The organism is Albidovulum sediminicola (assembly GCF_025751575.1).
In the GTDB taxonomy this organism is placed as follows: Bacteria; Pseudomonadota; Alphaproteobacteria; order Rhodobacterales; family Rhodobacteraceae; genus Albidovulum; species Albidovulum sediminicola.
On the sequence record NZ_JAOWLA010000007.1, the window covers coordinates 69,034 to 90,397 of the forward strand.

24 protein-coding genes are annotated in these 21,364 nt (G+C 67.3%); 16 read left to right on the forward strand and 8 right to left on the reverse strand.

Annotation, left to right across the window (positions count from 1 at the left end; translation table 11 throughout):
* Nucleotides 1-3 precede the first annotated feature (3 nt).
* Together OE647_RS08970 and OE647_RS08975 are read left to right on the forward strand one after the other, a co-directional pair.
* A complete protein-coding gene (locus OE647_RS08970) occupies nt 4-846 on the forward strand; it encodes a shikimate dehydrogenase family protein (RefSeq protein ID WP_263721390.1) in 843 nt (280 codons plus the stop codon).
* A gap of 56 nt (nt 847-902) precedes the next feature.
* Nucleotides 903-2,222 (forward strand): cytochrome-c peroxidase, encoded by a 1,320-nt coding sequence (locus OE647_RS08975; protein ID WP_263721391.1) that lies wholly within the window; start codon nt 903-905, stop codon nt 2,220-2,222.
* Between the two features lie 4 nt (nt 2,223-2,226).
* On the opposite strand, the gene OE647_RS08980 is transcribed toward OE647_RS08975, so the two are convergent.
* Nucleotides 2,227-3,732, reverse strand: coding sequence for a CRTAC1 family protein (locus tag OE647_RS08980; protein ID WP_263721392.1), 1,506 nt, complete (start codon nt 3,730-3,732; stop codon nt 2,227-2,229).
* On the reverse strand, nt 3,729-4,976 hold the full coding sequence (locus tag OE647_RS08985; protein WP_263721520.1) for an ROK family transcriptional regulator: 1,248 nt from the start codon (nt 4,974-4,976) through the stop codon (nt 3,729-3,731). Before OE647_RS08985 ends, OE647_RS08980 begins: the two co-directional genes overlap by 4 nt.
* Nucleotides 4,977-5,242: 266 nt before the next feature.
* On the opposite strand from OE647_RS08985, the gene OE647_RS08990 reads away from it, so the two are divergent.
* The 6 genes from OE647_RS08990 to xylA all read left to right on the forward strand — a co-directional run bounded on the left by OE647_RS08990 (nt 5,243) and on the right by xylA (nt 11,682).
* A complete protein-coding gene (locus OE647_RS08990) occupies nt 5,243-6,271 on the forward strand; it encodes a substrate-binding domain-containing protein (protein WP_412174937.1) in 1,029 nt (342 codons plus the stop codon).
* Nucleotides 6,272-6,404: 133 nt separating this feature from the next.
* On the forward strand, nt 6,405-7,730 hold the full coding sequence (locus OE647_RS08995; protein ID WP_263721393.1) for a sugar ABC transporter permease: 1,326 nt from the start codon (nt 6,405-6,407) through the stop codon (nt 7,728-7,730).
* An 8-nt stretch (nt 7,731-7,738) separates the two neighbouring features.
* Nucleotides 7,739-8,506, forward strand: a complete 768-nt coding sequence (locus OE647_RS09000; protein WP_263721394.1) for an ATP-binding cassette domain-containing protein — start codon at nt 7,739-7,741, stop codon at nt 8,504-8,506.
* Complete coding sequence (xylB, locus tag OE647_RS09005; protein WP_263721395.1) at nt 8,506-9,948, forward strand: xylulokinase; 1,443 nt, start codon at nt 8,506-8,508, stop codon at nt 9,946-9,948. Before OE647_RS09000 ends, xylB begins: the two co-directional genes overlap by 1 nt.
* Nucleotides 9,949-9,967: 19 nt before the next feature.
* Nucleotides 9,968-10,384 (forward strand): cupin domain-containing protein, encoded by a 417-nt coding sequence (locus OE647_RS09010; RefSeq protein ID WP_263721396.1) that lies wholly within the window; start codon nt 9,968-9,970, stop codon nt 10,382-10,384.
* The gene (gene xylA / locus OE647_RS09015; RefSeq protein WP_263721397.1) at nt 10,381-11,682 is read left to right on the forward strand and encodes a xylose isomerase; all 1,302 of its coding nucleotides are present in this window, start codon (nt 10,381-10,383) and stop codon (nt 11,680-11,682) included. Before OE647_RS09010 ends, xylA begins: the two co-directional genes overlap by 4 nt.
* Nucleotides 11,683-11,744: 62 nt before the next feature.
* On the opposite strand, the gene OE647_RS09020 is transcribed toward xylA, so the two are convergent.
* Nucleotides 11,745-12,200: an Lrp/AsnC family transcriptional regulator gene (locus OE647_RS09020; RefSeq protein ID WP_263721398.1), complete on the reverse strand. Its 456-nt coding sequence runs from the start codon at nt 12,198-12,200 to the stop codon at nt 11,745-11,747.
* 133 nt (nt 12,201-12,333) lie between these two features.
* Here OE647_RS09020 and OE647_RS09025 point away from each other — a divergent pair, with 133 nt between their 5' ends.
* The 3 genes from OE647_RS09025 (at nt 12,334) to OE647_RS09035 (ending at nt 14,053) form a co-directional block, all read left to right on the forward strand.
* Nucleotides 12,334-13,383, forward strand: a complete 1,050-nt coding sequence (locus tag OE647_RS09025; RefSeq protein WP_263721399.1) for a Glu/Leu/Phe/Val family dehydrogenase — start codon at nt 12,334-12,336, stop codon at nt 13,381-13,383.
* 66 nt (nt 13,384-13,449) lie between these two features.
* Nucleotides 13,450-13,647, forward strand: coding sequence for a heavy-metal-associated domain-containing protein (locus OE647_RS09030; protein WP_263721400.1), 198 nt, complete (start codon nt 13,450-13,452; stop codon nt 13,645-13,647).
* A 91-nt stretch (nt 13,648-13,738) separates the two neighbouring features.
* Nucleotides 13,739-14,053: a hypothetical protein gene (locus tag OE647_RS09035; RefSeq protein ID WP_263721401.1), complete on the forward strand. Its 315-nt coding sequence runs from the start codon at nt 13,739-13,741 to the stop codon at nt 14,051-14,053.
* Here the strand turns inward: OE647_RS09035 and OE647_RS09040 are convergent.
* From OE647_RS09040 to rpmB, 5 genes are all read right to left on the reverse strand, one after another.
* The gene (locus tag OE647_RS09040) at nt 14,050-14,505 is read right to left on the reverse strand and encodes a low molecular weight protein-tyrosine-phosphatase (RefSeq protein WP_263721402.1); all 456 of its coding nucleotides are present in this window, start codon (nt 14,503-14,505) and stop codon (nt 14,050-14,052) included. The two genes, OE647_RS09035 and OE647_RS09040, sit on opposite strands and share 4 nt — an antisense overlap.
* Nucleotides 14,506-14,579: 74 nt before the next feature.
* On the reverse strand, nt 14,580-14,912 hold the full coding sequence (locus OE647_RS09045) for a GYD domain-containing protein (protein ID WP_263721403.1): 333 nt from the start codon (nt 14,910-14,912) through the stop codon (nt 14,580-14,582).
* Between the two features lie 242 nt (nt 14,913-15,154).
* Entirely contained in the window at nt 15,155-15,583 is a 429-nt protein-coding gene (locus OE647_RS09050) for a copper chaperone PCu(A)C (RefSeq protein ID WP_263721404.1), read from the reverse strand.
* A gap of 35 nt (nt 15,584-15,618) precedes the next feature.
* Nucleotides 15,619-15,975: a hypothetical protein gene (locus tag OE647_RS09055; RefSeq protein ID WP_263721405.1), complete on the reverse strand. Its 357-nt coding sequence runs from the start codon at nt 15,973-15,975 to the stop codon at nt 15,619-15,621.
* A gap of 101 nt (nt 15,976-16,076) precedes the next feature.
* Nucleotides 16,077-16,361, reverse strand: coding sequence for a 50S ribosomal protein L28 (gene rpmB, locus OE647_RS09060; protein ID WP_263721406.1), 285 nt, complete (start codon nt 16,359-16,361; stop codon nt 16,077-16,079).
* A gap of 239 nt (nt 16,362-16,600) precedes the next feature.
* On the opposite strand from rpmB, the gene nthA reads away from it, so the two are divergent.
* From nthA to pdxR, 5 genes are all read left to right on the forward strand, one after another.
* Nucleotides 16,601-17,215 (forward strand): nitrile hydratase subunit alpha, encoded by a 615-nt coding sequence (gene nthA, locus OE647_RS09065; protein WP_263721407.1) that lies wholly within the window; start codon nt 16,601-16,603, stop codon nt 17,213-17,215.
* On the forward strand, nt 17,212-17,883 hold the full coding sequence (gene nthB, locus OE647_RS09070; RefSeq protein WP_263721408.1) for a nitrile hydratase subunit beta: 672 nt from the start codon (nt 17,212-17,214) through the stop codon (nt 17,881-17,883). The genes nthA and nthB overlap by 4 nt, the downstream gene beginning before the upstream one ends.
* A complete protein-coding gene (locus OE647_RS09075) occupies nt 17,880-18,197 on the forward strand; it encodes a nitrile hydratase accessory protein (RefSeq protein ID WP_263721409.1) in 318 nt (105 codons plus the stop codon). The genes nthB and OE647_RS09075 overlap by 4 nt, the downstream gene beginning before the upstream one ends.
* Nucleotides 18,198-18,317: 120 nt before the next feature.
* Nucleotides 18,318-19,709, forward strand: coding sequence for an aminotransferase family protein (locus tag OE647_RS09080; RefSeq protein WP_263721410.1), 1,392 nt, complete (start codon nt 18,318-18,320; stop codon nt 19,707-19,709).
* 149 nt (nt 19,710-19,858) lie between these two features.
* Nucleotides 19,859-21,325 carry a MocR-like pyridoxine biosynthesis transcription factor PdxR gene (gene pdxR, locus OE647_RS09085; RefSeq protein ID WP_263721411.1) on the forward strand — a complete coding sequence of 489 codons (1,467 nt, stop codon included), beginning with the start codon at nt 19,859-19,861 and terminating at the stop codon, nt 21,323-21,325.
* The last annotated feature ends 39 nt before the right edge of the window (nt 21,326-21,364 follow it).

Here is a 21,364-nt window from a genome sequence, read left to right on the forward strand (position 1 = left end):
CCCATGCCTACGATCCGCCTGGGCCTGATCGGCGACAACATCCGGACCTCCCGCTCGCCTGACCTGCACAGGATCGCGGGCGCGATGACCGGGCTGGATGTCCGCTACGATCTATTCATTCCGCCCGCGATGGGCATGAGCTTCCCGGAGGTTTTCGAGGCTTGCCGTGCCGATGGTCTTGTCGGCGTGAACGTCACCTTGCCCTACAAGGAACGCGTGGTGCCGCTGGTCCGGGTCGATGACCCCGCCATCGCCCGGATCGGTTCGGTCAACACGGTGCTGTTCACCAAGGTCGGCCCCCTCGGATTCAACACCGACTTTTCAGGCTTCGTCGCAGCCTATCGCAACGCGTTCGGCGCCGCTCGGCCGGGCCGTGTCGCGCTGATCGGGGCCGGGGGTGCCGGACGCGCCATCGCCTTCGGACTTTGCGCACTTGGCGCGGAGGAGATCGCGCTGATCGACACCGACCCGGCGCGGGCCGGGGCGCTTCAGGCGGCACTGACACCGCCTGGCGACACCCGTGTGCGCCTTGCCGGGGCCGAGGCGCTGGCGCGCGCCGATGGCGTCGTGAATGCGACACCCTTGGGGATGGACGGCTACCCCGGCTCGCCGGTGGCCGAGGGCGCGTTTCCGGCGGGCGGATGGGCCTTCGATGCCGTCTACACACCTGTCACGACGCCGTTCCGCGACCAGGCGCTGGCCGCAGGTGCCCGTTTTCTGTCGGGGTGGGAGCTTTTCTTCTTCCAGGGGATCGCGGCGTTCGAGCGGTTCACGGGCCGCCGGCCGACGGACCTGATGGCCCTGCGTGAGGCGCTGGGGGACCCCAGCTTGCGGCTGGCCTCCTGATCCCCCTTGACCTTGCCGGGTGAAGCCCGATGCTTGCGCTAACGGGAGGCGATGACATGCGTGGACCAATCCTTGCCCTGATGCTTCTGGTCCCGTCCGGTGCGGGGGCCGGAGACCTGCCGCAACCTCTCACGGATCAGGACTACCCGCCCGCCATGATGGACGAGGTGCGGCTGGGACAGCTTCTGTTCTTCGACCCGGTGCTGTCGGGCAACCGCAACATCTCCTGCGCAAGCTGTCATCACCCGCGCTTCGCCACCGGCGACGGGCTGTCGCTGGGTCTGGGCGAGGGCGGCATCGGCCTGGGCCCGGACCGCAGGCCCGATCCCGCGAACCTTCCCGAACAGCGCATCCCGCGCAACGCCCCGCCGCTTTTCAACATGGGCGCGCGGCAGATGACGGCGCTCTTCGCGGACGGGCGGATCGAGGTCGACCCGTCGCGTCCGACCGGATTCCGCACGCCCCTTGAGGACGAGATGGTCGCGGGCTTCGCGAACCTTCTTTCGGCACAGACAATGTTTCCCGTGCTGTCGCCCGACGAAATGGCCGGGCACTATCAGGAAAACGACATCTCCAGGCTCGTCCGCCAGGGGCGCCTGACCGGCGACGGCGGCGCGTGGCATGCGATCGCCGCCCGCGTGGCAGCGATCCCGGCCTACGGGGAGGCGTTCCGTGCGGTCTATCCGGAAATCGCCGCCGGGCGGCCGGTCCATTTCACCGATATCTCCAACGCCATCGCAGCCTTCATGAGCTTCGAGTGGCGCGCCGACGACAGCCCCTTCGACCGCTTCCTGCGCGGCGGGACAGAACTGGAGCCTGCGGCGGCACGGGGGGCGGCGCTGTTCTTCGGCAAGGCGGGGTGCGGCGCGTGCCATTCCGGCCCGCTTCTGTCGGACATGGGCTTTCACGCGATGGGCCAGCCGCAGATCGGTCCAGGCAAGGCGGAGCGGTTCGAAAGCCATCAGAAGGACGTCGGCCGCATGCGGGTCACGGGCCGGGCAGGGGATGCCTATGCCTTCCGCACGCCGCCCCTGCGCAACGTGGCAGCGACCGGACCCTGGGGGCACACGGGCGCCTATTCCGACCTGCGCCGCTTCGTCGAGGCGCATCTGGACCCGAAAGCTGCGCTGGAAAGCTATCGACCGGAGGCGGTCCTGTCTCCGTTCGCGCCCGCCAAACCAGATTTCGCACCGCTGGAGGACCCGGCGGAGCGGGCGGCGATTTCGGGATCGGTCCAGACGCCCGCCGTTGCCCTAAGTGCCGACGAGTTGGACGACCTGATGGCCTTTCTCGGCAGCCTGACCGACCCGCTGTCGATCGCGGGACGGTTGGGCATTCCTGATACCGTACCGAGCGGCCTGCCGGTCGAACGCTAGGGCCTCAGTAATCGACGCGAACGGATTGACCCGCGTCGTAGGCGGTCCAGTCTGTTGCGGTTCCGTCTGGCCAGATCACCCGCAACTCTGCCGTGGACGCAGGGCCAAGGCCAAAGTGGACCGGCCCGGCCTGTCCGCCCGCGTGGCCCCCGCCGACCGTGACCTCCCGCGACTGGACGCGGTCGCCCGAGCGCAACTCGATCCAGGCGCCGATGGCGCGGGTGTTGGGGGCGGGCATGCGCGGCGCCACCGCGATCCAGTTGCCGGTGCCTTCCGTTCGGTTCTGGTAAAGCTCCATCGGAGCCCGGCGGTTCATCACGACCAGGTCAAGCCTGCCGTCGCCGTCGAAATCGGCAAGCGCCGCGCCCCGCGACCGCTCGGTCGTCGCCACGCCTGCGGCATCGGCCTTTTCGGCGAAGGTGCCATCGGGCTGCTGCATCAGCAGGTTGTTGGGATCGTGGATTGCGTTCGTGGGCATCTGGTCGACATTGCCCTTGGCGATGAACAGGTCGAGCCGACCGTCGTTGTCGACATCCCCGAACTCCGCATGCCACCCGGTGGAAGGGCGCCCGTCGTCCCCCAGGAACGGGCGCTGGGCATAGGTGCCGATCGCATAGGGCGCGGGCTCCAGCCGGTCGCCTCGGTTGATCTCCAGCAACTGGTCGCCCATTGAGGTCAGCATGACCTCGGGCAGACCGTCGCCGGTCAGGTCGCCGCTGGCGATCCCCATGCCCCAAAGCGACACCTTGCGCCAGCCCTCGGCCTCGGTCCGCTCGGCCAGCGGATCGAGCCGCCACATCTGCTCGTAGCCGCCGCGGACGTAATAGTGTCGGTCATTGGAGATCCGAAGCTCCGGCGTGCCCCGGCGCTGCCAGTCGGAGATCAGCATCGACAGCGCACAGAAGCCGGGTGAAAGCGTGATTGGCGGACCATATCGGTCGCCCTCGGGCCGGTAGAGGGTATTGGTGTCGCAGGCCTCGAACGGGCCATCGGGGTTGGCGCGGTCAACGTAGTGGCCAAAGACAAGCGTGGGAAGCGCCCGACCGCTTTCCCAGGTGGCGGTAAAGGCGGTGGTCCATCGGTCGTCGGGGGCCAGGCCCCAGTCCGCCGTCGCATCGCGAAAGCCACAGGCCCCGTCGCCCCGCAAGAGCAGGTCCGGCCCGACCCGCAGCACCGCGAGGTCCAGGTGCCCGTCGCCGTCGATGTCGAGCGGATAGGCGCCGGTCGTACCCGTTATCTCCATCAAGCCGCCATCGGCGAAGGCGAAATCCGCTCCGGGCGCCGGGGTCTCGTTGACGAAAAGCCCCGCCGGGGTTTCGCCGCCCGCCGCGACGATATCGGGCCGCGCGTCACCGTTGCAGTCCAAGACCGCCACGCCGCCGCCGACGAAATGTTCCCAGTCGCCGGAATAAACCACCCGTTCCGGAAGCGTCGCAGAACGATCCACGAAAACGGGGTCGGCGGCCACGGGGGCCGCCAGGACGGACAGAAGGAGGGGCCAGCGGCTCATTGCGCGGCCATGTCGCGCGCAGGGCCCAGAAGGCCCTCGGTCACACTCGACAGGGCAAGCGCCGCGGCGCCATGCGCCCACAGCAGATCGCCCCAGGCGTGGACCTCGATCGGCGGGGTGGGGCGGCCGGTGTTCAGCACGAGCTTCTCCATCTCTGACAGCGTATCGGCGGCGTAAAGATAGTCGTAGCGCATCCGGTCCCCCGACAGGATGATCAGCGCCGGGTCGAAAAGGTTGACGACATTCGCGAGGCCCACCGCCAGGTAGCGCCCCGCCCGCCGGAAGATCGAACGCGCGGCGGCGTTGCCCGCCTTGGCGTGATCGTAAAGGCTTTCGATCAGCACATGCATCGGCTGGCCCGCCTTGTGCATCCAGTTGAGCGCGGTCGTCGCCTCGCGCGCGAGCGCGTAGTCGGCAACGTAGGCCTCAAGGCAGCCGCGCTGGCCGCAGCGGCAGAGCGCGCCGTCAAGCTGCACCTTGGTGTGGCCAAGCTCCATCCCGAGGCCCTGTGAACCGCGGTAAAGCCGGTGGTTGATGACCATGCCCATGCCCACGCCATGTTCGATGGTGACGACCGCGAAATCCGCGATCTCCCGTCCCGCACCGTACCAGAGCTCCGCCAGCGCCACGAGGTTCGCGTCATTGTCCAGCATCACCGGAAGCCCGGCACGAACAGAGATCGCCTCGGCCAGCGGATAGTCTTGCTCGCGCAGGATCGGAGACCAGAAGATGCGACCCCGGGCGCTGTCGACGAAGCCCGGGACGCCGACGCCGATGGCGGAGATGCAGGCCATCGCGACCCCCGCCTTGGCGACCACGCTCAGGATCAGGGCGTGGCAGGCGTCGATCAACGTTTCGGGTGCCTGAAGGCCGGGCTGGACCTGGACGGCCTCCGAGGCGACGACGGTGCCGGCGAAATCGACCACCACCGCGGTGTGGAAGGAATCCGAGAGCTTCACGCCCACGACGTGATGCGCATCGGCCCGGACGCCAAGCGCCACGGGGGGTCTTCCCCGCCCGCTGTCGCCCGGTTCGCGGGGGACGGCGACCTCCTCCAGATATCCGGCCTCGATCAGCTCCGATGTCAGCGTCGTGACCGAGGCGGGGCTGATCCCGAGCTCCTTCGCGACCTGGACGCGCGGCATGAGCCCACCGGCCCGAACGCGTTCGAAGATCTGCTGGCGCAGCGGGCGCATCGATTCCGACAGCGGTGCGATCAGCGGCCCGCAGCCACGGCGCGCCATCCCTCCGGGATCGGTCCGACCCGCATCACCTTTTTCGGTGTCATCGGTCATTTGTTTTTGCCACCAAAGTAAAAGAGAGGATTCTTCGCTTATCTCTCGCCGATCCACGCGGCCAGGTATGCTTATGCTGCCGTTTCTCGCCGGAATTCCAGTATTGCGTGATAATATTATTTTGACAACCGAATTAATTTGGCTAATCTGTCTGCGTTCCGGCGAATCTGCCGGTATGGCTCTTGAGGATGGGCCAACACCCAGGGAGGATATCAATGAAGAGAAGAACGCTTCTCGCCGCGGCGATGCTGGCGACCTGCATGACCTCGCCGGTCTTCGCGCAGGACATCACGGTCGGGGTCAGCTGGTCGAATTTCCAGGAAGAGCGCTGGAAGACGGATGAGGCCGCAATCAAGGGCGCGCTGGAGGCGGCCGGTGCCTCCTATGTCTCGGCTGACGCGCAGGCCTCGGCGGCCAAGCAGCTCACGGATGTGGAGGCGCTGATCGCGCAGGGCGCGAACGCGCTGATTATCCTGGCGATGGACAAGGACGCGATCGGACCCGCCGTCGATATGGCCGCGGCCGAGGGTATCCCCGTCATCGGCTATGACCGCCTGATCGAGGATCCGCGCGCCTTCTACCTGACCTTCGACAACAAGGGCGTCGGCCGCATCATCGCCGAAACCGTGTCGGGCGTCGCCGGTGACGGCAATTACGCGATCATCAAGGGTGATCCGGGCGATCCGAACGCGCAGTTCCTGCTGGAAGGCATGATGGAAGTGATCGGCGACAAGGTGAAATCCGGCGCGATCAAGATCGTGGGCGAGGCGTTCTCGGACGGCTGGAAGCCCGAAAACGCCCAGAAGAACATGGAGCAGATCCTGACCGCCAACAACAACGCGGTGGACGCGGTTCTGGCGGAAAACGACGGCATGGCCGGCGGTGTGATCGCGGCGCTTTCGGCGCAGGGCATGACCATCCCGGTCGGCGGTCAGGACGGCGACCTTGCCGCGCTGAACCGTGTGGCGCGCGGCAGCCAGACTGTTTCGGTCTGGAAGGACAGCCGCCAGCTTGGCAAGGCGGCGGGCGAGATCGCCGTGGCGCTTGCGGGCGGCGCGGCCATGGACGCGGTCGAAGGCGCCGTGAAGTGGTCCGGCGGTGAGAAGGGCGTCGAGATGAGCGCGATCTTCCTCGCGCCGACCCCTGTCACCAAGGATAACCTGAACGTCGTGATCGACGCTGGCCATATCTCGAAAGAGCAGGCCTGCGAGGGCGCGATGGCCGACGTGGCGGCCTGTCAGTAAGCCTTTTTCGGGGTGCCGGCCCGGTGCCGGCGCCCCGGTCGCATCCGCCGGCCGCCGCAAGGACGCGGAGGGCCGCGCCCGTCCGACAACCTCGGCCTGCCGTAGCGGCGTCGCCCCTGAAGGAGCACGGACCGTGTCAGATTCTTCTTCGAAACCCATCACATCGACCGCCGGCCGCGAGGAGGGCGCCCTGACGCGCTTCCTGCGCGCGACCGAGATCGACACCCGCCTGCTGGGCATGGCGGGGGCTCTCCTGGCGATCTGGATCGGCTTTCACCTTTATGGTCACTTCGTGAACGGCTACGGCGCCTTCCTCACGCCGCGGAACCTGTGGAACCTGTCGGTGCAGACCGCCTCCATCGGGATCATGGCCTGCGGCATGGTTCTGGTGATCGTCACCCGCAACATCGACCTCTCCGTCGGATCCATGCTGGGCTTCACCGCGACCATCATGGGGGTCGTGCAGGTCTACGGCCTGCCCAAGGTGCTTGGGCTGGGCCATCCGCTGATCTGGATCATCGCGGTGATCGCGGGCATGATCACTGGCGCGCTGATCGGCGCCTTCCACGGCTGGCTGATCGGCTACCGCAAGATACCCGCCTTCATCGTCACGCTGGGCGGGCTTCTGGTCTGGCGCGGCGCGGCCTTCCTTGTGGCGCGCGGCGAGACGATTTCGCCCGTGGATTCGACCTTTGCCCTTCTGGGCGGCGGGCCCTACGGCGCCATCGGCGCCACGGGCAGTTGGATCGTCGGGCTCGCAGGTTGCGCGGGCGTGATCGGGCTGATCCTGAACGGACGGCGCCAGCGCAAGAAGTTTGAATTCCCCCTGCGCCCGGTCTGGGCCGAGTATTTCCTGGCCGGCGCGGGCTGCGCGCTGATCCTGGGCGCGACGGTCCTGGTCAATTCCTATCCCTGGCCGAAAGGCATCGTGAAGCAATATGCCGACGCGAGCGGGATCGAGATTCCCGAGGGCGGGCTCTTCATCTCGCATGGTTTCGCCATTCCGGTGCTGATCCTTGTCGCGGTGGCCATGGTGATGACCTTCATCTCCACCCGCACGCGCTTTGGCCGCTATGTCTACGCCATGGGCGGGAACCCCGACGCCGCCGAGCTTGCCGGGATCAACACCCGCTGGATGACGGTCAAGATCTTTGCGCTGATGGGAACGCTTGCGGGGTTGTCCGCGGTCGTGGCCTCCGCGCGCCTGAACTCGGCGACCAATGCGCTGGGCACGCTGGACGAGCTTTACGTGATCGCCGCGGCCGTCATCGGGGGCACCTCGCTTGCCGGGGGCATCGGCACGATCTACGGCGCGATCCTTGGCGCCTTCGTCATGCAGTCGCTCCAGACGGGCATGGTTCTGATCGGCTTCGACGCGGCCGTCCAGCAGATCGTCGTCGGTTCGGTCCTTGTCGTCGCCGTCTACATCGACACCCTTTATCGCCGCCGCTCGAAGTGAGGTCCGCCATGACTGAGAACCGCAAGGAAGCCCCGCTTGTCGAACTTCGCGACATCTCGATCGCCTTTGGTGGCATCAAGGCCGTGGATCACGTCAGCGTCGATCTTTACCCCGGCGAGGTCGTGGGCCTGCTGGGCCATAACGGCGCGGGCAAGTCGACGCTGATCAAGTGCCTGTCGGGCGCCTACCAGAAGGACGCGGGCGAGATCTTCATCAACGGCGCGAAGGTGGAAATCGCCAACCCCCGCGACGCCCGGGCCTACAATATCGAGACGATCTATCAGACGCTGGCGCTGGCAGATAACCTCGACGCCGCCGCGAACCTGTTCCTGGGGCGTGAGTTGACCACCCCCTTCGGCACCGTGGACGACGTGCAGATGGAGGCGGAGACGCGCAAGATCATGGCGCGCCTCAACCCGAACTTCCGCAAGTTCAAGGACCCCGTCTCGGCCCTGTCGGGTGGCCAGCGGCAGTCGGTCGCCATCGCGCGGGCGGTCTATTTCAACGCCCGCATCCTGATCATGGACGAACCGACCGCGGCGCTTGGTCCGCAGGAAACCCAGATGGTCGCCGAGCTGATCCAGGAGTTGAAGCGCCAAGGCCTGGGGATCTTCCTGATCGACCACGACGTGCATGCGGTCAAGAAGCTTTGCGACCGCGCGGCGGTGATGAAGAACGGCCAGCTTGTGGGCGTGGTCAAGGTCGATGAGGTCAGCGAGGATGACATCCTGGCCATGATCATCGCAGGCAAGAAACCCGAACACCTGGCCGCGTGATGTATATCGGGCTCGATCTTGGAACCTCGGCGCTCAAGGCGCTTCTGATCAACGAGGATCAGCGGGTTCTCGCGGAGGCAAGCGCGCCGCTGGTGGTGACACGGCCGCAAGAAGGCTGGTCGGAGCAGGCGCCCGACAGCTGGATCGCCGCGGCCGAAACGGTGCTGGATGCGCTTGCCGCCCGGCAATCTCTGGCGGGCGTGAAGGCGATCGGGCTGTCGGGTCACATGCACGGCGCGACGCTGCTTGATCGCGCCGACCAGGTGCTGCGCCCCTGCATCCTTTGGAACGACACCAGGTCGCACGCCGAGGCGGCGGCGATGGACGCCGATCCGCTCTGGCGCGCCGTGACCGGAAACATCGTCTTCCCCGGCTTCACCGCGCCGAAGCTGCACTGGGTGCGCAAGCACGAGCCCGCGATCTTCGGCAAGGTTGCCCATGTGCTGCTGCCCAAGGATTACCTGCGGCTCTGGCTGACGGGCGACCATGTGGCGGAAATGTCGGACGCGGCCGGGACAAGCTGGCTCGACACCGGCAAGCGGGACTGGAGCGACCGGCTACTGGCGCTGAGCCAGCTTGACCGGGGCGCGATGCCCCGGCTGGTCGAAGGGTCCGATGTTTCAGGCACCCTGCGCCCGGAACTGGCGCGCCGCTGGGGGCTTTCGTCCAGTGTTGCCGTCGCGGGCGGGGGCGGCGACAACGCGGCCTCTGCCATCGGGATGGGGGTGGTGCGCGCCGGCCAGGCCTTTGTCTCGCTCGGAACCTCCGGCGTGCTCTTTGCCGCGAACGAAGGCTACCGGCCCGCGCCGGAAACTGCCGTTCACACCTTCTGCCACGCCCTGCCGGGCACATGGCACCAGATGGGGGTGATCCTGTCGGCGACCGATGCGCTCAATTGGTTCGCGGGGATCGCGGGGGCAGGCGCGGCCGAGCTGACCGCCGCGCTCGGCGCGCTGCAAGCGCCGGGCCGAACGCTGTTCCTGCCCTACCTGGGCGGAGAGCGGACGCCCTTGAACAGCGCGCGCGTGCGCGGCGCGTTCCTAGGCCTGGAACATGCGACGGACCGCGCCGCCGCGACCCGCGCGGTGCTGGAGGGCGTGGCCTTCGCGCTGCGCGACTGCCGCGATGCGCTGGCCGCGACCGGCACCCGGATCGAGACCTGCGTGGCCGTGGGCGGCGGCAGCCGCTCCGACTACTGGCTGAAGGTCATAGCGACCGCGCTAGACCTGCCGCTGACGATCCCCGCCGCGGGCGATTTCGGCGCAGCCTTTGGTGCGGCGCGGCTTGGCATGATGGCCGCGACCGGCGACACCGGCATCGCGACCCCGCCCGCGACCGAACGCGTCGTCATGCCCGACGCCGCGCTTGTCCCGGCCTTCGCCGAGGCGCACGCCCGCTACCACGCGGCGCGCGATCTTCTGATGAGCGCGGCCCTCGTCTGATCGAAGGAGGTTGCCAACCATGCAGGCGATTCGTCACGACGATCATCCGCCCGAGGCCTGGCGCCCCGGGGTAACGACGCGAATGCAGGTGTCCGGGGTGACCGGCGCGCGGCATCTATGCGTCTTCGAGCAATGGATCGAACCGGGCGCCGGCGCGCCGACGCACCGCCATCCGGTCGAGGAGATCTTGACGGTTCTCGACGGCGTGGCCGACCTGTGGCTGGGGACGACGCACCTGCGACTGGAACGTGGCCAGTCCGTGGTCGTCCCGGAAGGGGAGAGCCACGGGTTCACCAACGCCGGAACCGGCATGCTGCACATGAGTGCAATTCTGGCTTCACCCGTCTTCGAGGCGTTTTTCGACGACGGGCAGGCGGTGCGGCGCTGGAACGCCCCGGCCGCCGACACACAGGATCAATCCAAGAGGATCACATGACCGACTTCTTCCGCGACATCCCGAAAATCCGCTACGAAGGGCCGGAGACGGAGAACGAATTCGCCTTCCGCCACTACAACCCCGACGAGGTCGTCATGGGCAAGCGGATGGAGGATCACCTGCGCTTCGCCGTCGCCTATTGGCACAGCTTTGCCTGGCCCGGCGGCGATCCCTTTGGCGGGCAGACCTTCGAACGGCCCTGGTTCGGCGATGGCATGGCGCTCGCGAAGATCAAGGCCGATGTCGCGTTCGAGATGTTCGACATCCTTGGCGCGCCCTTCTTCTGCTTCCACGATGCCGACGCCCGCCCGGAAGGCGCGAACTTTGCCGAAAGCCGCCGCAACCTTGAGGAGATCGTCGATTACTTCGGCGAAAAGATGCAGACGAGCCGCACGCGGCTCCTTTGGGGCACGGCGAACCTGTTCAGCGACCGCCGCTTCATGTCGGGCGCGGCCACCAACCCCGACCCGGAGGTCTTTGCCTGGTCCGCCGCGACCGTGAAATCCTGCATGGATGCCACGATGAAGCTCCGCGGCGAAAACTACGTCCTCTGGGGTGGGCGCGAGGGGTACGAGACGCTTCTGAACACCGACCTGGGGCGCGAGGCCGAGCAGGCGGGCCGCTTCCTCTCGATGGTCGTCGATTATAAGCACAAGACCGGCTTCAAGGGCGCGATCCTGATCGAACCGAAGCCCCAGGAGCCTTCGAAGCATCAGTATGACTACGACGTGGCCACCGTCTACGGCTTTCTCAAACGGTTCGGGCTTGAGGGCGAGGTCAAGGTGAACATCGAACAGGGCCACGCGATCCTGGCCGGGCACTCGTTCGAGCATGAGATCGCGCTGGCGGCCTCGCTCGGCATCTTCGGGTCGATCGACATGAACCGCAACGACTACCAGTCGGGTTGGGATACCGACCAGTTCCCGAACAACGCGCCCGAGGTCACGCTGGCCTATTACGAGATCCTGCGCGCGGGCGGGTTCACGACCGGCGGCACGAACTTCGACGCCAAGATCCGCCGCCAGTCGCTGGAGCCGGAGGACCTGATCCTTGCCCATGTCGGCGGCATGGACACCTGCGCGCGGGCGCTGAAATCCGCCGCCGCCATGCTGTCCGATGGCACGCTGGAGCGGCTGCGCGCCGAGCGCTATGCCGGTTGGGACGCGCCCGAAGCGCGGGCGATGCTGAAAAGCGACCTCGCCTCCATCGCGGCGGCGGTCGAGCGGGAGGGCATCGACCCGCAACCCCGCTCCGGCCGGCAGGAGCGCCTGGAAAACCTGGTGAACCGCTTCGTCTGAGGTCGGCCGCGCGCCGTCTCGGGCGAGCCCTTGGGGCGGGTCGAAACGGCGCGCCGCGGTGGTCACACGATCGGAAGCGCCGGGCGGTCCACCATGCTGCGCAGCGCGAAGGAGGAGCGCATCGAGCGGATGCCGGGCACACGCATCAGGCGCTCCTCAAGAAAGCGGTCGAAATCGGACAGATCGGCGGCGACAACCCGCATCAGGATATCGCGCGAGCCGGTCATCAGGTGACACTCCATCACCCTGTCAAACCCCCGGATCGCGCGCTCGAAAGTGTCGATGGCCTCTTTCGACTGGGTTTCAAGCTCCACCCAGATGAAGACCGACACCGGCAGGCCAAGCGCCTGCTGGTCGATCCGCGCGGTGAAGCCCCTGATGATCCCTTCGCGCTCAAGCCGCGCAACGCGGCGGGCGCAGGGCGTCGGCGACAGCCCGACCGCGGTGGCCAGGTCGGTGACGCTGATCCGCCCATCCTTCTGAAGTGCCGCGATGATGCGGCGGTCTATGGTGTCCATGGAGGGTTTCTCCACCAAATCATTCAATATTAGTGAATTACACTAGAATCAAAGTTAGTACATAATAGAAACGCTGAAATCCGCTTCGACGCTGGTGATATTCTGACTTGGGAAGCGCTGTGCGGAGGACACCATGCAAATCACCCGGCTGACCATCGAGAGCCATGAGGAGGTCTATCGCCTTGAGGACGCTGAAAGCGGGCTGATCGGCTTCATTGCCATCCACTCCACCCAGCTTGGTCCCGCCGCCGGAGGGTTGCGGATGCGCCCCTACGGCCAGGAGGACGAGGCGCTGGAGGATGTCCTGCGGCTTTCGCGCGGGATGACGCTGAAGAACGCGGCGGCGGGCCTGCCGCTGGGCGGCGGCAAGGCGGTGATCATCGGCAATCCCGCGACGGGCAAGACGCCTGCGCTGCTGCGGGCGGTGGGGCGCGCGGTCGAGAGCCTGAATGGCCGCTACTGGACGGCCGAGGACATGGGGATGACCACGGCGGACATGGCGGTGATCGCGGAAGAAACCCGGTTTGTCGCGGGGCTCGCTGGCGGCGCGCACGGATCGGGCGATCCGTCGCCGGTGACCGCGCGGGGCGTGTTCAATGCCATGCGGTCCGCGTTGCGTCACCGCATGGGAACGGATGTGCTGACGGGGCGGGTCGTCGCGATCCAGGGCCTTGGCAATGTCGGCCGCAACCTTGGCGCGCTGCTGCATGCTGCGGGGGCGCGGCTTGTGGTGGCCGACGTGGATGCCGGGCGCGTTTCTGCGGCTGTCGCGGCCTGGGGCGCGGAGGTTGCCACCGTGGACCGGATCCAAGCGGTGCCGGCCGATGTCTTTGCCCCCTGCGCCATCGGGGGGATCGTCAACCACCGCACCGTGCCCGAAATCGCGGCTACGATCGTCGCGGGTGGCGCGAACAACCAGCTTGCGACGCCCGAAGACGGGGTGGCGCTGCATCGGCGTGGCATTCTCTATGCGCCTGATTTTGTCGCCAACGGCGGGGGTATCATCAATGTCGCGGCCGAGATCCTGCGGCGGCCGGACCGGGAGGCCTGGGTCGCCGAGCGCCTCGCGCGGCTTGACGCGACGATGGACGCGATCCTGACGCGGGCCGCGTCCGAGGGCGTCAGCCCCAACCAGGTGGCGGAACGGGTGGTCGCCGATCGCATGGCGGCCTTTGCGGCCTGAGGGGGGGCTTGACCTTCGTCGCCCCGCGGACGATCTAGATCCTGCATCCTGGCAGGAGACGACGGCATGAAATTCTCGGTACCCGACATGAGCTGCGGCCACTGCAAGGCAGCGGTGGAGCGCGCCATCGCGGCCCAGGACGCGGGCGCAAAGGTCGCGGTCGATCTGGCGGCGCACGAGGTCAGCGTCGAGGGCGCGCTGAGCGCGGACAAGGTGATGGCCGCCCTGGCCGAAGAGGGTTATCCGGCCACCCGGCTCGATTGAAGGGGGCATTGCCAGGCGGGACCTTCGTCGGCATAATCCGGCGCCGTAAATCGCGTCCGGAGAACGGATTGTCTGTCCAGAGGGGGACGGTATGAAATTGTCGGTAGTCGCCGCGGCGCTTTGCGCGGCTGTGGCAGTTTGCGGCGGAGCGGCTTTCGCAGGACCCGTGGAAAGCGCCTGCTTGAAATCGGGCCGATCCGCCGCCAGCCCCGCCACATGCACCTGTATCCAGTATGTCGCGGACATGACGCTGTCGGGTTCGGATCAGAAGATGGCCGCCCGCTTCATCAAGGACCCGGACAAGGCGCAGGAAATCCGCACCTCCGACAACGCAAAGCATGAGGCGTTCTGGCTGCGCTACAAGAATTTCGGCGAAACCGCGGAAAGCTTCTGCGCACAGGGCTAGGTTCCGAGCGCGTCCAGCAAGCCCTCGGCGGCGCGTTCGATGAGGTCGATCGTGCCATTGAAGTCGCGCGTGTAGTAGGGGTCCGGGACCTCGGAGGTCCCGCAGTCCGGGGCGTGGTCCAGGAACAGCCGGACCGGCACCTGATTGCCGGCAGGGCGCAGCGCCTCGACCGCCTGGCGGTTCGCCTCGTCCATCACCAGAACCACGTCGAAGCGCAGGAAATCCCCGGCTTCGAACCGGCGCGCGCGCAGCGGCGTCAGGTCGTAGCCCCGCAGCGCGGCGGCCCGGATCATCGGCGCATAGGGCGGCTCGCCCACATGCCAGCCGCTCGTGCCTGCGCTGTCCAGCGTCAGCTCAACGCCGCGACCCTGCGCCTTGGCGCGCAGGACGACCTCGGCCGTGGGAGAGCGGCAGATGTTGCCCAGACACACAAAGATCAAGCGAACCGGCATGGCTCCAGCGCTACGCGAGCCGGGCGACCGCTGTCAATTCCGGTGTCTGCGGGCCCTATCGGTTCCCTTGGGCGTCAGGCCTTCGGCGGTGCGTAGGATCCGGCAGCCTTCTGCGCCATGCGCATGCTTTCCGCCGCATCCTCGACCGAGATGAGCTTGGTTGTCGATCCCGACGACATCGCCCCGCTCGCCCCCACGATCAGGGAGCCGGCAATCATGGCCTTATCATCCGGCGCCTCGATCAGGGCGTAGATATCCTCCGACCCGAAGGCGAAGAACATGTGGTGCAGCTTGCCGCCGACCGCCTCGATCATCTTGGCGGCCGCTTGCTTGCGGTCCTGCGGATTGTCGATCATCGCCTTCATGGACGCGGCCGTATAGCGCCCCTGGAACAGGTAGAACCCCATAACGCAATCCCCCTTATTTTCGGCTTGAAGCCCGAAGGCTACCACGAAAAATCGCGCGAAAGTCGGAATTCGACTCCGCCGGAGGGAGAGCGCGCGCCGGTTGCCGCGCCGAAAGCGGGGGCGTGCATCCGGCCGTTGACGGATGCACGCTTGGGGTAACCTTGCGGGTCAGGGCGCCCCGTCCGAGCGCCCCGTCCGAGCGCCCCGTCCGAGCGGCCCGTCCGGGGCGCCGCGTCCGGGCCTCAGCGGTCGTTGTCGACGGGGATCTCCACCGTCATGTCGCCGGCATGTTCGAAGGTGAGCGTGACGGTGACCGTCGCGCCGCGCTCGCCCTGCAGGCCCATGAACATGACATGGTCCCCGCCGCGTGCCAGCGTGTGGGCGCCGCCCGCCGGGACCGCGAAGCCTTCCTCGACATGGATCATCTGCATGGTGCCGTCGGCGGCCTGCTGGTGGGTGTGAAGTTCCACCTTCATCGCGGCATCAGAGGCCACAGCGACCAGGCGGTCGTCGGTGTCGGAATGGTTCTCGATCACGAAGAAGGCCGCGCCGGCCTTCGATCCCGGCATCATGCGGGCATAGGCGTCGGTGATGGTCACGTCCTCTGCCGCGAAGGCGGGGGAGGCGAGCGAAAAGGCAAGCGCAGCGAGCGCAGATTTGAGGAGTGTCATGATTTCGTCCTGTCTGATTGGTTGGGGTTCGGGGCTCAGACAAGAAAGGGGGGATCGCGCGCAGAGTTTCCGGGCATGTCGCGGCCATGCTCGGGGCGGCCAGCGCGGTTGATGTGAAGGCGCAGTGCCTGGCGCGGGAGGGCGGCATCGGGCAGGGGGGCCGAAAGCGCCGCCATCAGGTTGGCGGCCAGATCCGGGCACAGGCGGCTTTCGCCCGTCGGTCGCCCCTGCGAATCGAGCGTGACTTGAACCAGTCCGCCCTGGGCGCAGAGAACAAGCACCTGGCCATGGCCGTCCGTCACCTGGCCGCGCGCGAAAGCGGCCGCCCAGCCCGTCAGGATCAGGGCCAGCGACACGGCGACGGCGGCGGCTGAGCGGGCCAAGGGTGTCATGGGGCCGGAGCTACCGCAAACCACGCGGCTTTGCGAGGGGGCAAAATGAAGCGGCCCCGCCTTTCGGTCGGGGCCGCATCAATCATACCGTAGGGCTGGCCTCAGGCGGCCTGGGCCTTTTCGATGTCTTTCTTGATCTTCAGCGCCTTGGAGGACAGTTCCTCGTCCTTCGCCTTGGCGAGGAAGGCGTCGAGCCCGCCGCGGTGATCCACGGTCCGCAGCGCCGCGGCCGAGATGCGCAGCTTGAACGACTGGCCCAGAGCGTCAGAGATCAGGGTGACTTCGTTCAGGTTGGGAAGGAAGCGGCGACGCGTCTTGTTGTTCGCGTGGCTCACGTTGTTGCCCGACATCGGGCCCTTACCGGTCAGTTCGCAGACGCGCGACATTTTCTTTTCCTTCGTTCGGCTGGACCCGGCGCGCATGGCCGAACCCGCATGTCCATAACACTCTTGGACGCGGCAGGGGCCACGCCTTGAATTCTGTTGGGCGCTCTTACGCGGAATCGCCCGGAGCGTCAAGCGCGCCCGGGTGCCTTCGCGCAGTTCGGCCAAGGTGTGCGGCGGCGTTGCGGGCGCGGGGTTTCGGGCGCTGGACAGTCGCGCGGTCACGGCGCATCCTGCGCGCCATGCCCCACGATCACCACGACCACCCGCATTCGCTTCTGCCCTCCGACCCCGCGCTGCGCGTCAAGGCGTTGGAGACGATCCTGACCCGGAAGGGGCTGGTCGATCCTGCCGCGCTGGATGTGATCCTTGAGACCTACGAAAAGAAGGTCGGACCGCACCTTGGGGCCCAGGTGGTGGCGCGGGCCTGGTCCGATCCGCAATTCCTGGCGGCGCTGCGCACGGATGCGGCGGGCGCCCTTGCAGACATGGGGATTTCCGGGCGGCAGGGCGAACATGTCGTGGCGGTGGAAAACACGCCCGAGGTGCATAACATGGTCGTCTGCACGCTCTGTTCCTGCTACCCGTGGCCGCTTTTGGGGATTCCGCCCGCCTGGTACAAATCGGACGCCTACCGCGCCCGCGCGGTGCGTGAACCGCGCAAGGTTCTGGCCGAATTCGGCGTTACCCTGCCCGAGGGGCAGAAGGTCCGGGTCTGGGATTCAACAGCCGAGGTCCGATACCTTGTCATCCCGATGCGGCCCGAGGGCACTGATGGGCTGGACGATGCGGCGCTTGCCGCGCTCGTCACCCGTGATTCGATGATCGGCACCGGACTGCCGGGGCGGCCCGCATGACCCGCGTCCATGACATGGGCGGGCGCTACGGCGACGGGCCGGTGGTGCCCGAGCCGCAGGGCATCGTGCCCTTCGAAAACGACTGGCATCGCCGCGCGCTGGCGCTGACGCTGGCGGCCGGGGGGCTCGGGGCTTGGAACATCGACACCTCGCGCCACGCGCGGGAATGCCTCGCGCCAAAGGATTACGCGCGGTTTTCGTATTACGAGAAGTGGATCGCGGCGCTGGCCGATCTGCTGGTTGCCAAGGGTCTGGTCACGGAGGCCGAACTGGCTGCCGGCACTGCGGAAGATGCTCCGCCCCATCCCCGGCTGTTTCGGTCCGAGGCGGTCACGCCCGCGCTGGCCAAGGGCTCGCCCTATGTTCGGTCGGGTGGCGCCCCCGCTTTCGCGGCCGGCGACCGGGTGCGCGCCCGGCTTCCGGCGCGCAATGCCCTGGTGCCAGGCGGGCATACCCGCCTGCCGTCCTATGCGGCGGGGCAGGTCGGGACCGTGGTGCTGCTCCACGGCGCGCATGTCTTTCCGGACGCCAACGCCCATGGGTTGGGCGAACAGCCCCAGTCGCTTTACACGGTGGCCTTCGGCGCCGCCGACCTGTGGGGCGCACCCGAGCGCGCGGGGGATGAGGTGACGCTCGACCTTTGGGAAAGCTATCTGGAGCGCGCATGACCGAGGACGCCCTGGCCCCCTTCGACGAACCCTGGCAGGCGCAGCTTTTCGCCCTGACCGTCGCGCTGAGCGAGGCGGGGCGGTTTTCCTGGGCGGAATGGACCGAAAGCTTTGGTGCGACGCTGAAAGAACACGGGCGCGCGCGACCGCTGGACGGGCAGGGCGACTATTGGAACGCCTGGCTGGTCACGCTGGAGGGGTTGCTTGCGCGGACCGGCATGGCCGCGCGGGAGGAAGCGGACCGCTTCCGCGCGCTTTGGGAGGCGGCCTATCTGTCCACACCGCACGGTCAGCCGGTGCGGATCGCGGGTTAGGTCGGGTCGCTGGCTATAAACTCCGGATTCGTCTGGACCTATCTCTGAGCCCTGCTTCCGTGTGATCTGGGAAACGATGCCGGCACCGCCGGTCCTTATTCGCATTGCGAGGGTAGAATCATGACCATTCCCGTTCTCGGCAACGACCTGACCGAGGTGATCGAGGCAGATCGCGCCCACCTTTGGCACCATCTCATCCAGCACAAGCCCTTCGAGACCATCGACCCGCGCGTCATGGTCGAAGGCAAGGGGATGCGCGTCTGGGACGCCAAGGGCGTCGAGCGGATCGACGCGGTGTCGGGCGGCGTCTGGACCGTCAACGTCGGCTACGGCCGCGAGACGATCGCGAAGGCGGTCTACGAACAGCTCGTGAAGATGAACTACTTCGCGAACTCGGCCGGCTCGATCCCCGGGTCGCTCTTCGCGAAGCGGCTCATCGAGAAGATGCCGGGGATGAGCCGGGTCTACTATACGAACTCGGGTTCGGAGGCCAACGAGAAGGCCTTCAAGATGATCCGCCAGATCGCCCACAAGAAATACGGCGGCAAGAAGTACAAGATCCTCTATCGCGACCGCGACTATCACGGCGGCACGCTGGCCACGATGTCGGCGGGCGGCCAGGATGAGCGGGTGATGCAGTACGGGCCGCTGGCGCCGGGCTTCGTGCGCGTTCCCCACTGCATGGAGTACCGCCGCCACCAGCAGGACGGCGCGCCGGTGGAGAATTACGGCGAATGGGCGGCGGACCAGATCGAGAAGGTGATCCTGGCCGAGGGTCCCGACACGGTGGGCGGCCTCTGCCTTGAACCCGTGACCGCCGGGGGGGGCGTCATCACGCCGCCGGAAGGCTATTGGCAGCGCGTGCAGGAGATCTGCAAGAAATACGACATCCTTCTGCACATCGACGAGGTCGTCTGCGGCGTGGGCCGTACCGGCACCTGGTTCGGCTACCAGCACTACGGTATCAAGCCCGATTTCGTGACCATGGCGAAGGGCGTGGCCTCGGGCTACGCCGCCATCGCCTGCTGCGTCACGACCGAGGCCGTCTTTGAGATGTTCAAGGACAACCCGGACGATCCGCTGGGCTATTTCCGCGATATCTCGACCTTTGGCGGCTGCACGGCGGGTCCGGCGGCGGCGCTGGAGAACATGCGCATCATCGAGGACGAGGGCCTGCTCGCGAACACGGTGGCGATGGGCGAGCGGACGGTGAACAACCTGCGCGCGCTGATGGAAAAGCACCGGGTCATCGGGGATGTGCGCGGCAAGGGCCTGTTCTGCGGGGCCGAGCTTGTGGCCGACCGTCAGACCAAGGAGCCGGTGAGCGAGAAGCAGGTGGCGGCCGTGGTCGGCGAATGCTTCGCTCAAGGGGTCATCATCGGGTCGTCGAACCGCTCCGTTCCGGGGCTGAATAACGTGCTCTGCCTCAGCCCGGCGCTGATCGCGACCGCCGACGACATCGACGCCATCACCGGTGCGATCGACAAGGCGCTGACCAAGGTCTTCGGCTAGGCGTTGGCGCAAGGGGGAGCGCCCGCGGGTTCGCGGGCACCGACGCGGGGGCCAGCCCCCGCACCCCCGGGGTATTTGGGCAATGAAGAAGGACAGGCCAGGCAGGGAAGGATTGATGGAGCCAGATCTGCCGTGCAATAAGTCCAGAGATGACGATCCCGGTCGAAACCTTCTTTCTTGCCCAGGGAGCGGGCGGAACCCTGCAACAGCAGATCCGCGCGATGATTGCCGATGGCATCCTGGCGGGGCGTCTGCGGGCGGGGGACAAGCTGCCCTCGAGCCGGCGGCTGGCCGATCACCTGGGCGTCAGCCGGATCACCGTGACGCTCGCCTACACGGAACTGGTGGCGGGGGACTATCTCTCTGCCCGCGGCCGGTCGGGGCACTATGTGTCGGAGACCGCGCCCGTGCGCCCCGAAGCGGTGGGGCGGCCCGACGGGCGGGGCAGCGCTGTCGATTGGGGGCGGCGCATGGTGCGCGACTTTTCCGGTCACCGGATCGTCGGGCGACCGGAGGATTGGCGCAGCTATCCCTATCCTTTCATCTACGGGCAGGCGGACCCGGCGCTCTTCGATCACCAGAACTGGCGCCAATGCGCGTTGCGCGCGCTTGGCCGGCGGGATTTCGACGCGCTGACGGAGGATTACTACGAGCGCGACGACCCGATGCTGATCGAGTATGTGCTGCGCTCGCTCTTGCCGCGGCGCGGGATCGTCGCGGAGCCGTCCGAGGTGCTGCTGACGCTCGGGGCGCAGAACGCGCTGTGGCTCTCGGCGCAGGTCCTGCTGGGACCGGGGCGGCGGGCGGTGACCGAAAACCCCTGCTATACGGGGCTGCGCTCCATCCTCGGGCAGACCGAGTCCGAGGTTGTGCCGGTCGATGTGGACGAGGAGGGGCTGCCGCCCGACGTGCTGCCGCAGGGGGCGGATGTGGTCTTTGTCACGCCCTCGCATCAGAGCCCGACGAACGCCACGATGCCGGTGGAGCGGCGGCTGGCCCTGCTGGAGCGCGCGCAGCGCGACGACTTTGTCATCGTCGAGGACGATTACGAGTTCGAGATGTCGTTCCTTCGGCCGGCGGCGCCGTCGCTCAAGTCGCTCGATACCGAGGGGCGGGTGATCTATGTGGGGTCGTTTTCGAAATCGCTCTTTCCGGGGGTGCGGCTGGGCTACATCGTGGCCTCCGAGGCCTTCGTGCGGGAGGCGCGGGCGCTGCGGGGGGCGGTCCTGCGTCACCCGCCGGGCCATGTCCAGCGCACGGTCGCTTACTTCCTGGCGCTTGGCCATTACGACGCGCATCTGAACCGGCTGCATCAGGCGTTCCGGCGGCGGCGGGTGGTGATGAACGAAGCCATCCGGGAGGCCGGGCTGACCGTCGCGGGGCGCGGCGACTTCGGCGGGTCGAGCTTCTGGATGGCGGCGCCGGAGGGGGTCGATACGGAGGATCTCGCCCGGCGGCTCAGGGAGCGGGGGGTGCTGATCGAACCGGGGCGGCAATTCTTCGCGCCGGGCCGCGAGGGAGGGAATGCCTATCGCATCGCCTACTCCTCGATCGCGCCGGGCAAGATCCCGGAGGGCATCGCCCGGATCGCGGAGGCGATCGCGGAACGGGCATAGTAGGCGGATCGAGACAGAAGGCCCGCAGGGCAGACGGGC

Bases quoted from the DNA above. Each gene is read 5' to 3' on its own strand.
- OE647_RS08970 (WP_263721390.1), top strand. From the start codon at position 4: ATGCCTACGATCCGCCTGGGCCTGATCGGCGACAACATCCGGACCTCC.
- OE647_RS08975 (WP_263721391.1), top strand. From the start codon at position 903: ATGCGTGGACCAATCCTTGCCCTGATGCTTCTGGTCCCGTCCGGTGCG.
- OE647_RS08980 (WP_263721392.1), bottom strand. From the start codon at position 3,732: ATGAGCCGCTGGCCCCTCCTTCTGTCCGTCCTGGCGGCCCCCGTGGCC.
- OE647_RS08985 (WP_263721520.1), bottom strand. From the start codon at position 4,976: ATGGCGCGCCGTGGCTGCGGGCCGCTGATCGCACCGCTGTCGGAATCG.
- OE647_RS08990 (WP_412174937.1), top strand. From the start codon at position 5,243: ATGAAGAGAAGAACGCTTCTCGCCGCGGCGATGCTGGCGACCTGCATG.
- OE647_RS09000 (WP_263721394.1), top strand. From the start codon at position 7,739: ATGACTGAGAACCGCAAGGAAGCCCCGCTTGTCGAACTTCGCGACATC.
- xylB (WP_263721395.1), top strand. From the start codon at position 8,506: ATGTATATCGGGCTCGATCTTGGAACCTCGGCGCTCAAGGCGCTTCTG.
- OE647_RS09010 (WP_263721396.1), top strand. From the start codon at position 9,968: ATGCAGGCGATTCGTCACGACGATCATCCGCCCGAGGCCTGGCGCCCC.
- xylA (WP_263721397.1), top strand. From the start codon at position 10,381: ATGACCGACTTCTTCCGCGACATCCCGAAAATCCGCTACGAAGGGCCG.
- OE647_RS09020 (WP_263721398.1), bottom strand. From the start codon at position 12,200: ATGGACACCATAGACCGCCGCATCATCGCGGCACTTCAGAAGGATGGG.
- OE647_RS09025 (WP_263721399.1), top strand. From the start codon at position 12,334: ATGCAAATCACCCGGCTGACCATCGAGAGCCATGAGGAGGTCTATCGC.
- OE647_RS09030 (WP_263721400.1), top strand. From the start codon at position 13,450: ATGAAATTCTCGGTACCCGACATGAGCTGCGGCCACTGCAAGGCAGCG.
- OE647_RS09035 (WP_263721401.1), top strand. From the start codon at position 13,739: ATGAAATTGTCGGTAGTCGCCGCGGCGCTTTGCGCGGCTGTGGCAGTT.
- OE647_RS09040 (WP_263721402.1), bottom strand. From the start codon at position 14,505: ATGCCGGTTCGCTTGATCTTTGTGTGTCTGGGCAACATCTGCCGCTCT.
- OE647_RS09045 (WP_263721403.1), bottom strand. From the start codon at position 14,912: ATGGGGTTCTACCTGTTCCAGGGGCGCTATACGGCCGCGTCCATGAAG.
- OE647_RS09050 (WP_263721404.1), bottom strand. From the start codon at position 15,583: ATGACACTCCTCAAATCTGCGCTCGCTGCGCTTGCCTTTTCGCTCGCC.
- OE647_RS09055 (WP_263721405.1), bottom strand. From the start codon at position 15,975: ATGACACCCTTGGCCCGCTCAGCCGCCGCCGTCGCCGTGTCGCTGGCC.
- rpmB (WP_263721406.1), bottom strand. From the start codon at position 16,361: ATGTCGCGCGTCTGCGAACTGACCGGTAAGGGCCCGATGTCGGGCAAC.
- nthA (WP_263721407.1), top strand. From the start codon at position 16,601: ATGCCCCACGATCACCACGACCACCCGCATTCGCTTCTGCCCTCCGAC.
- nthB (WP_263721408.1), top strand. From the start codon at position 17,212: ATGACCCGCGTCCATGACATGGGCGGGCGCTACGGCGACGGGCCGGTG.
- OE647_RS09075 (WP_263721409.1), top strand. From the start codon at position 17,880: ATGACCGAGGACGCCCTGGCCCCCTTCGACGAACCCTGGCAGGCGCAG.
- OE647_RS09080 (WP_263721410.1), top strand. From the start codon at position 18,318: ATGACCATTCCCGTTCTCGGCAACGACCTGACCGAGGTGATCGAGGCA.
- pdxR (WP_263721411.1), top strand. From the start codon at position 19,859: ATGACGATCCCGGTCGAAACCTTCTTTCTTGCCCAGGGAGCGGGCGGA.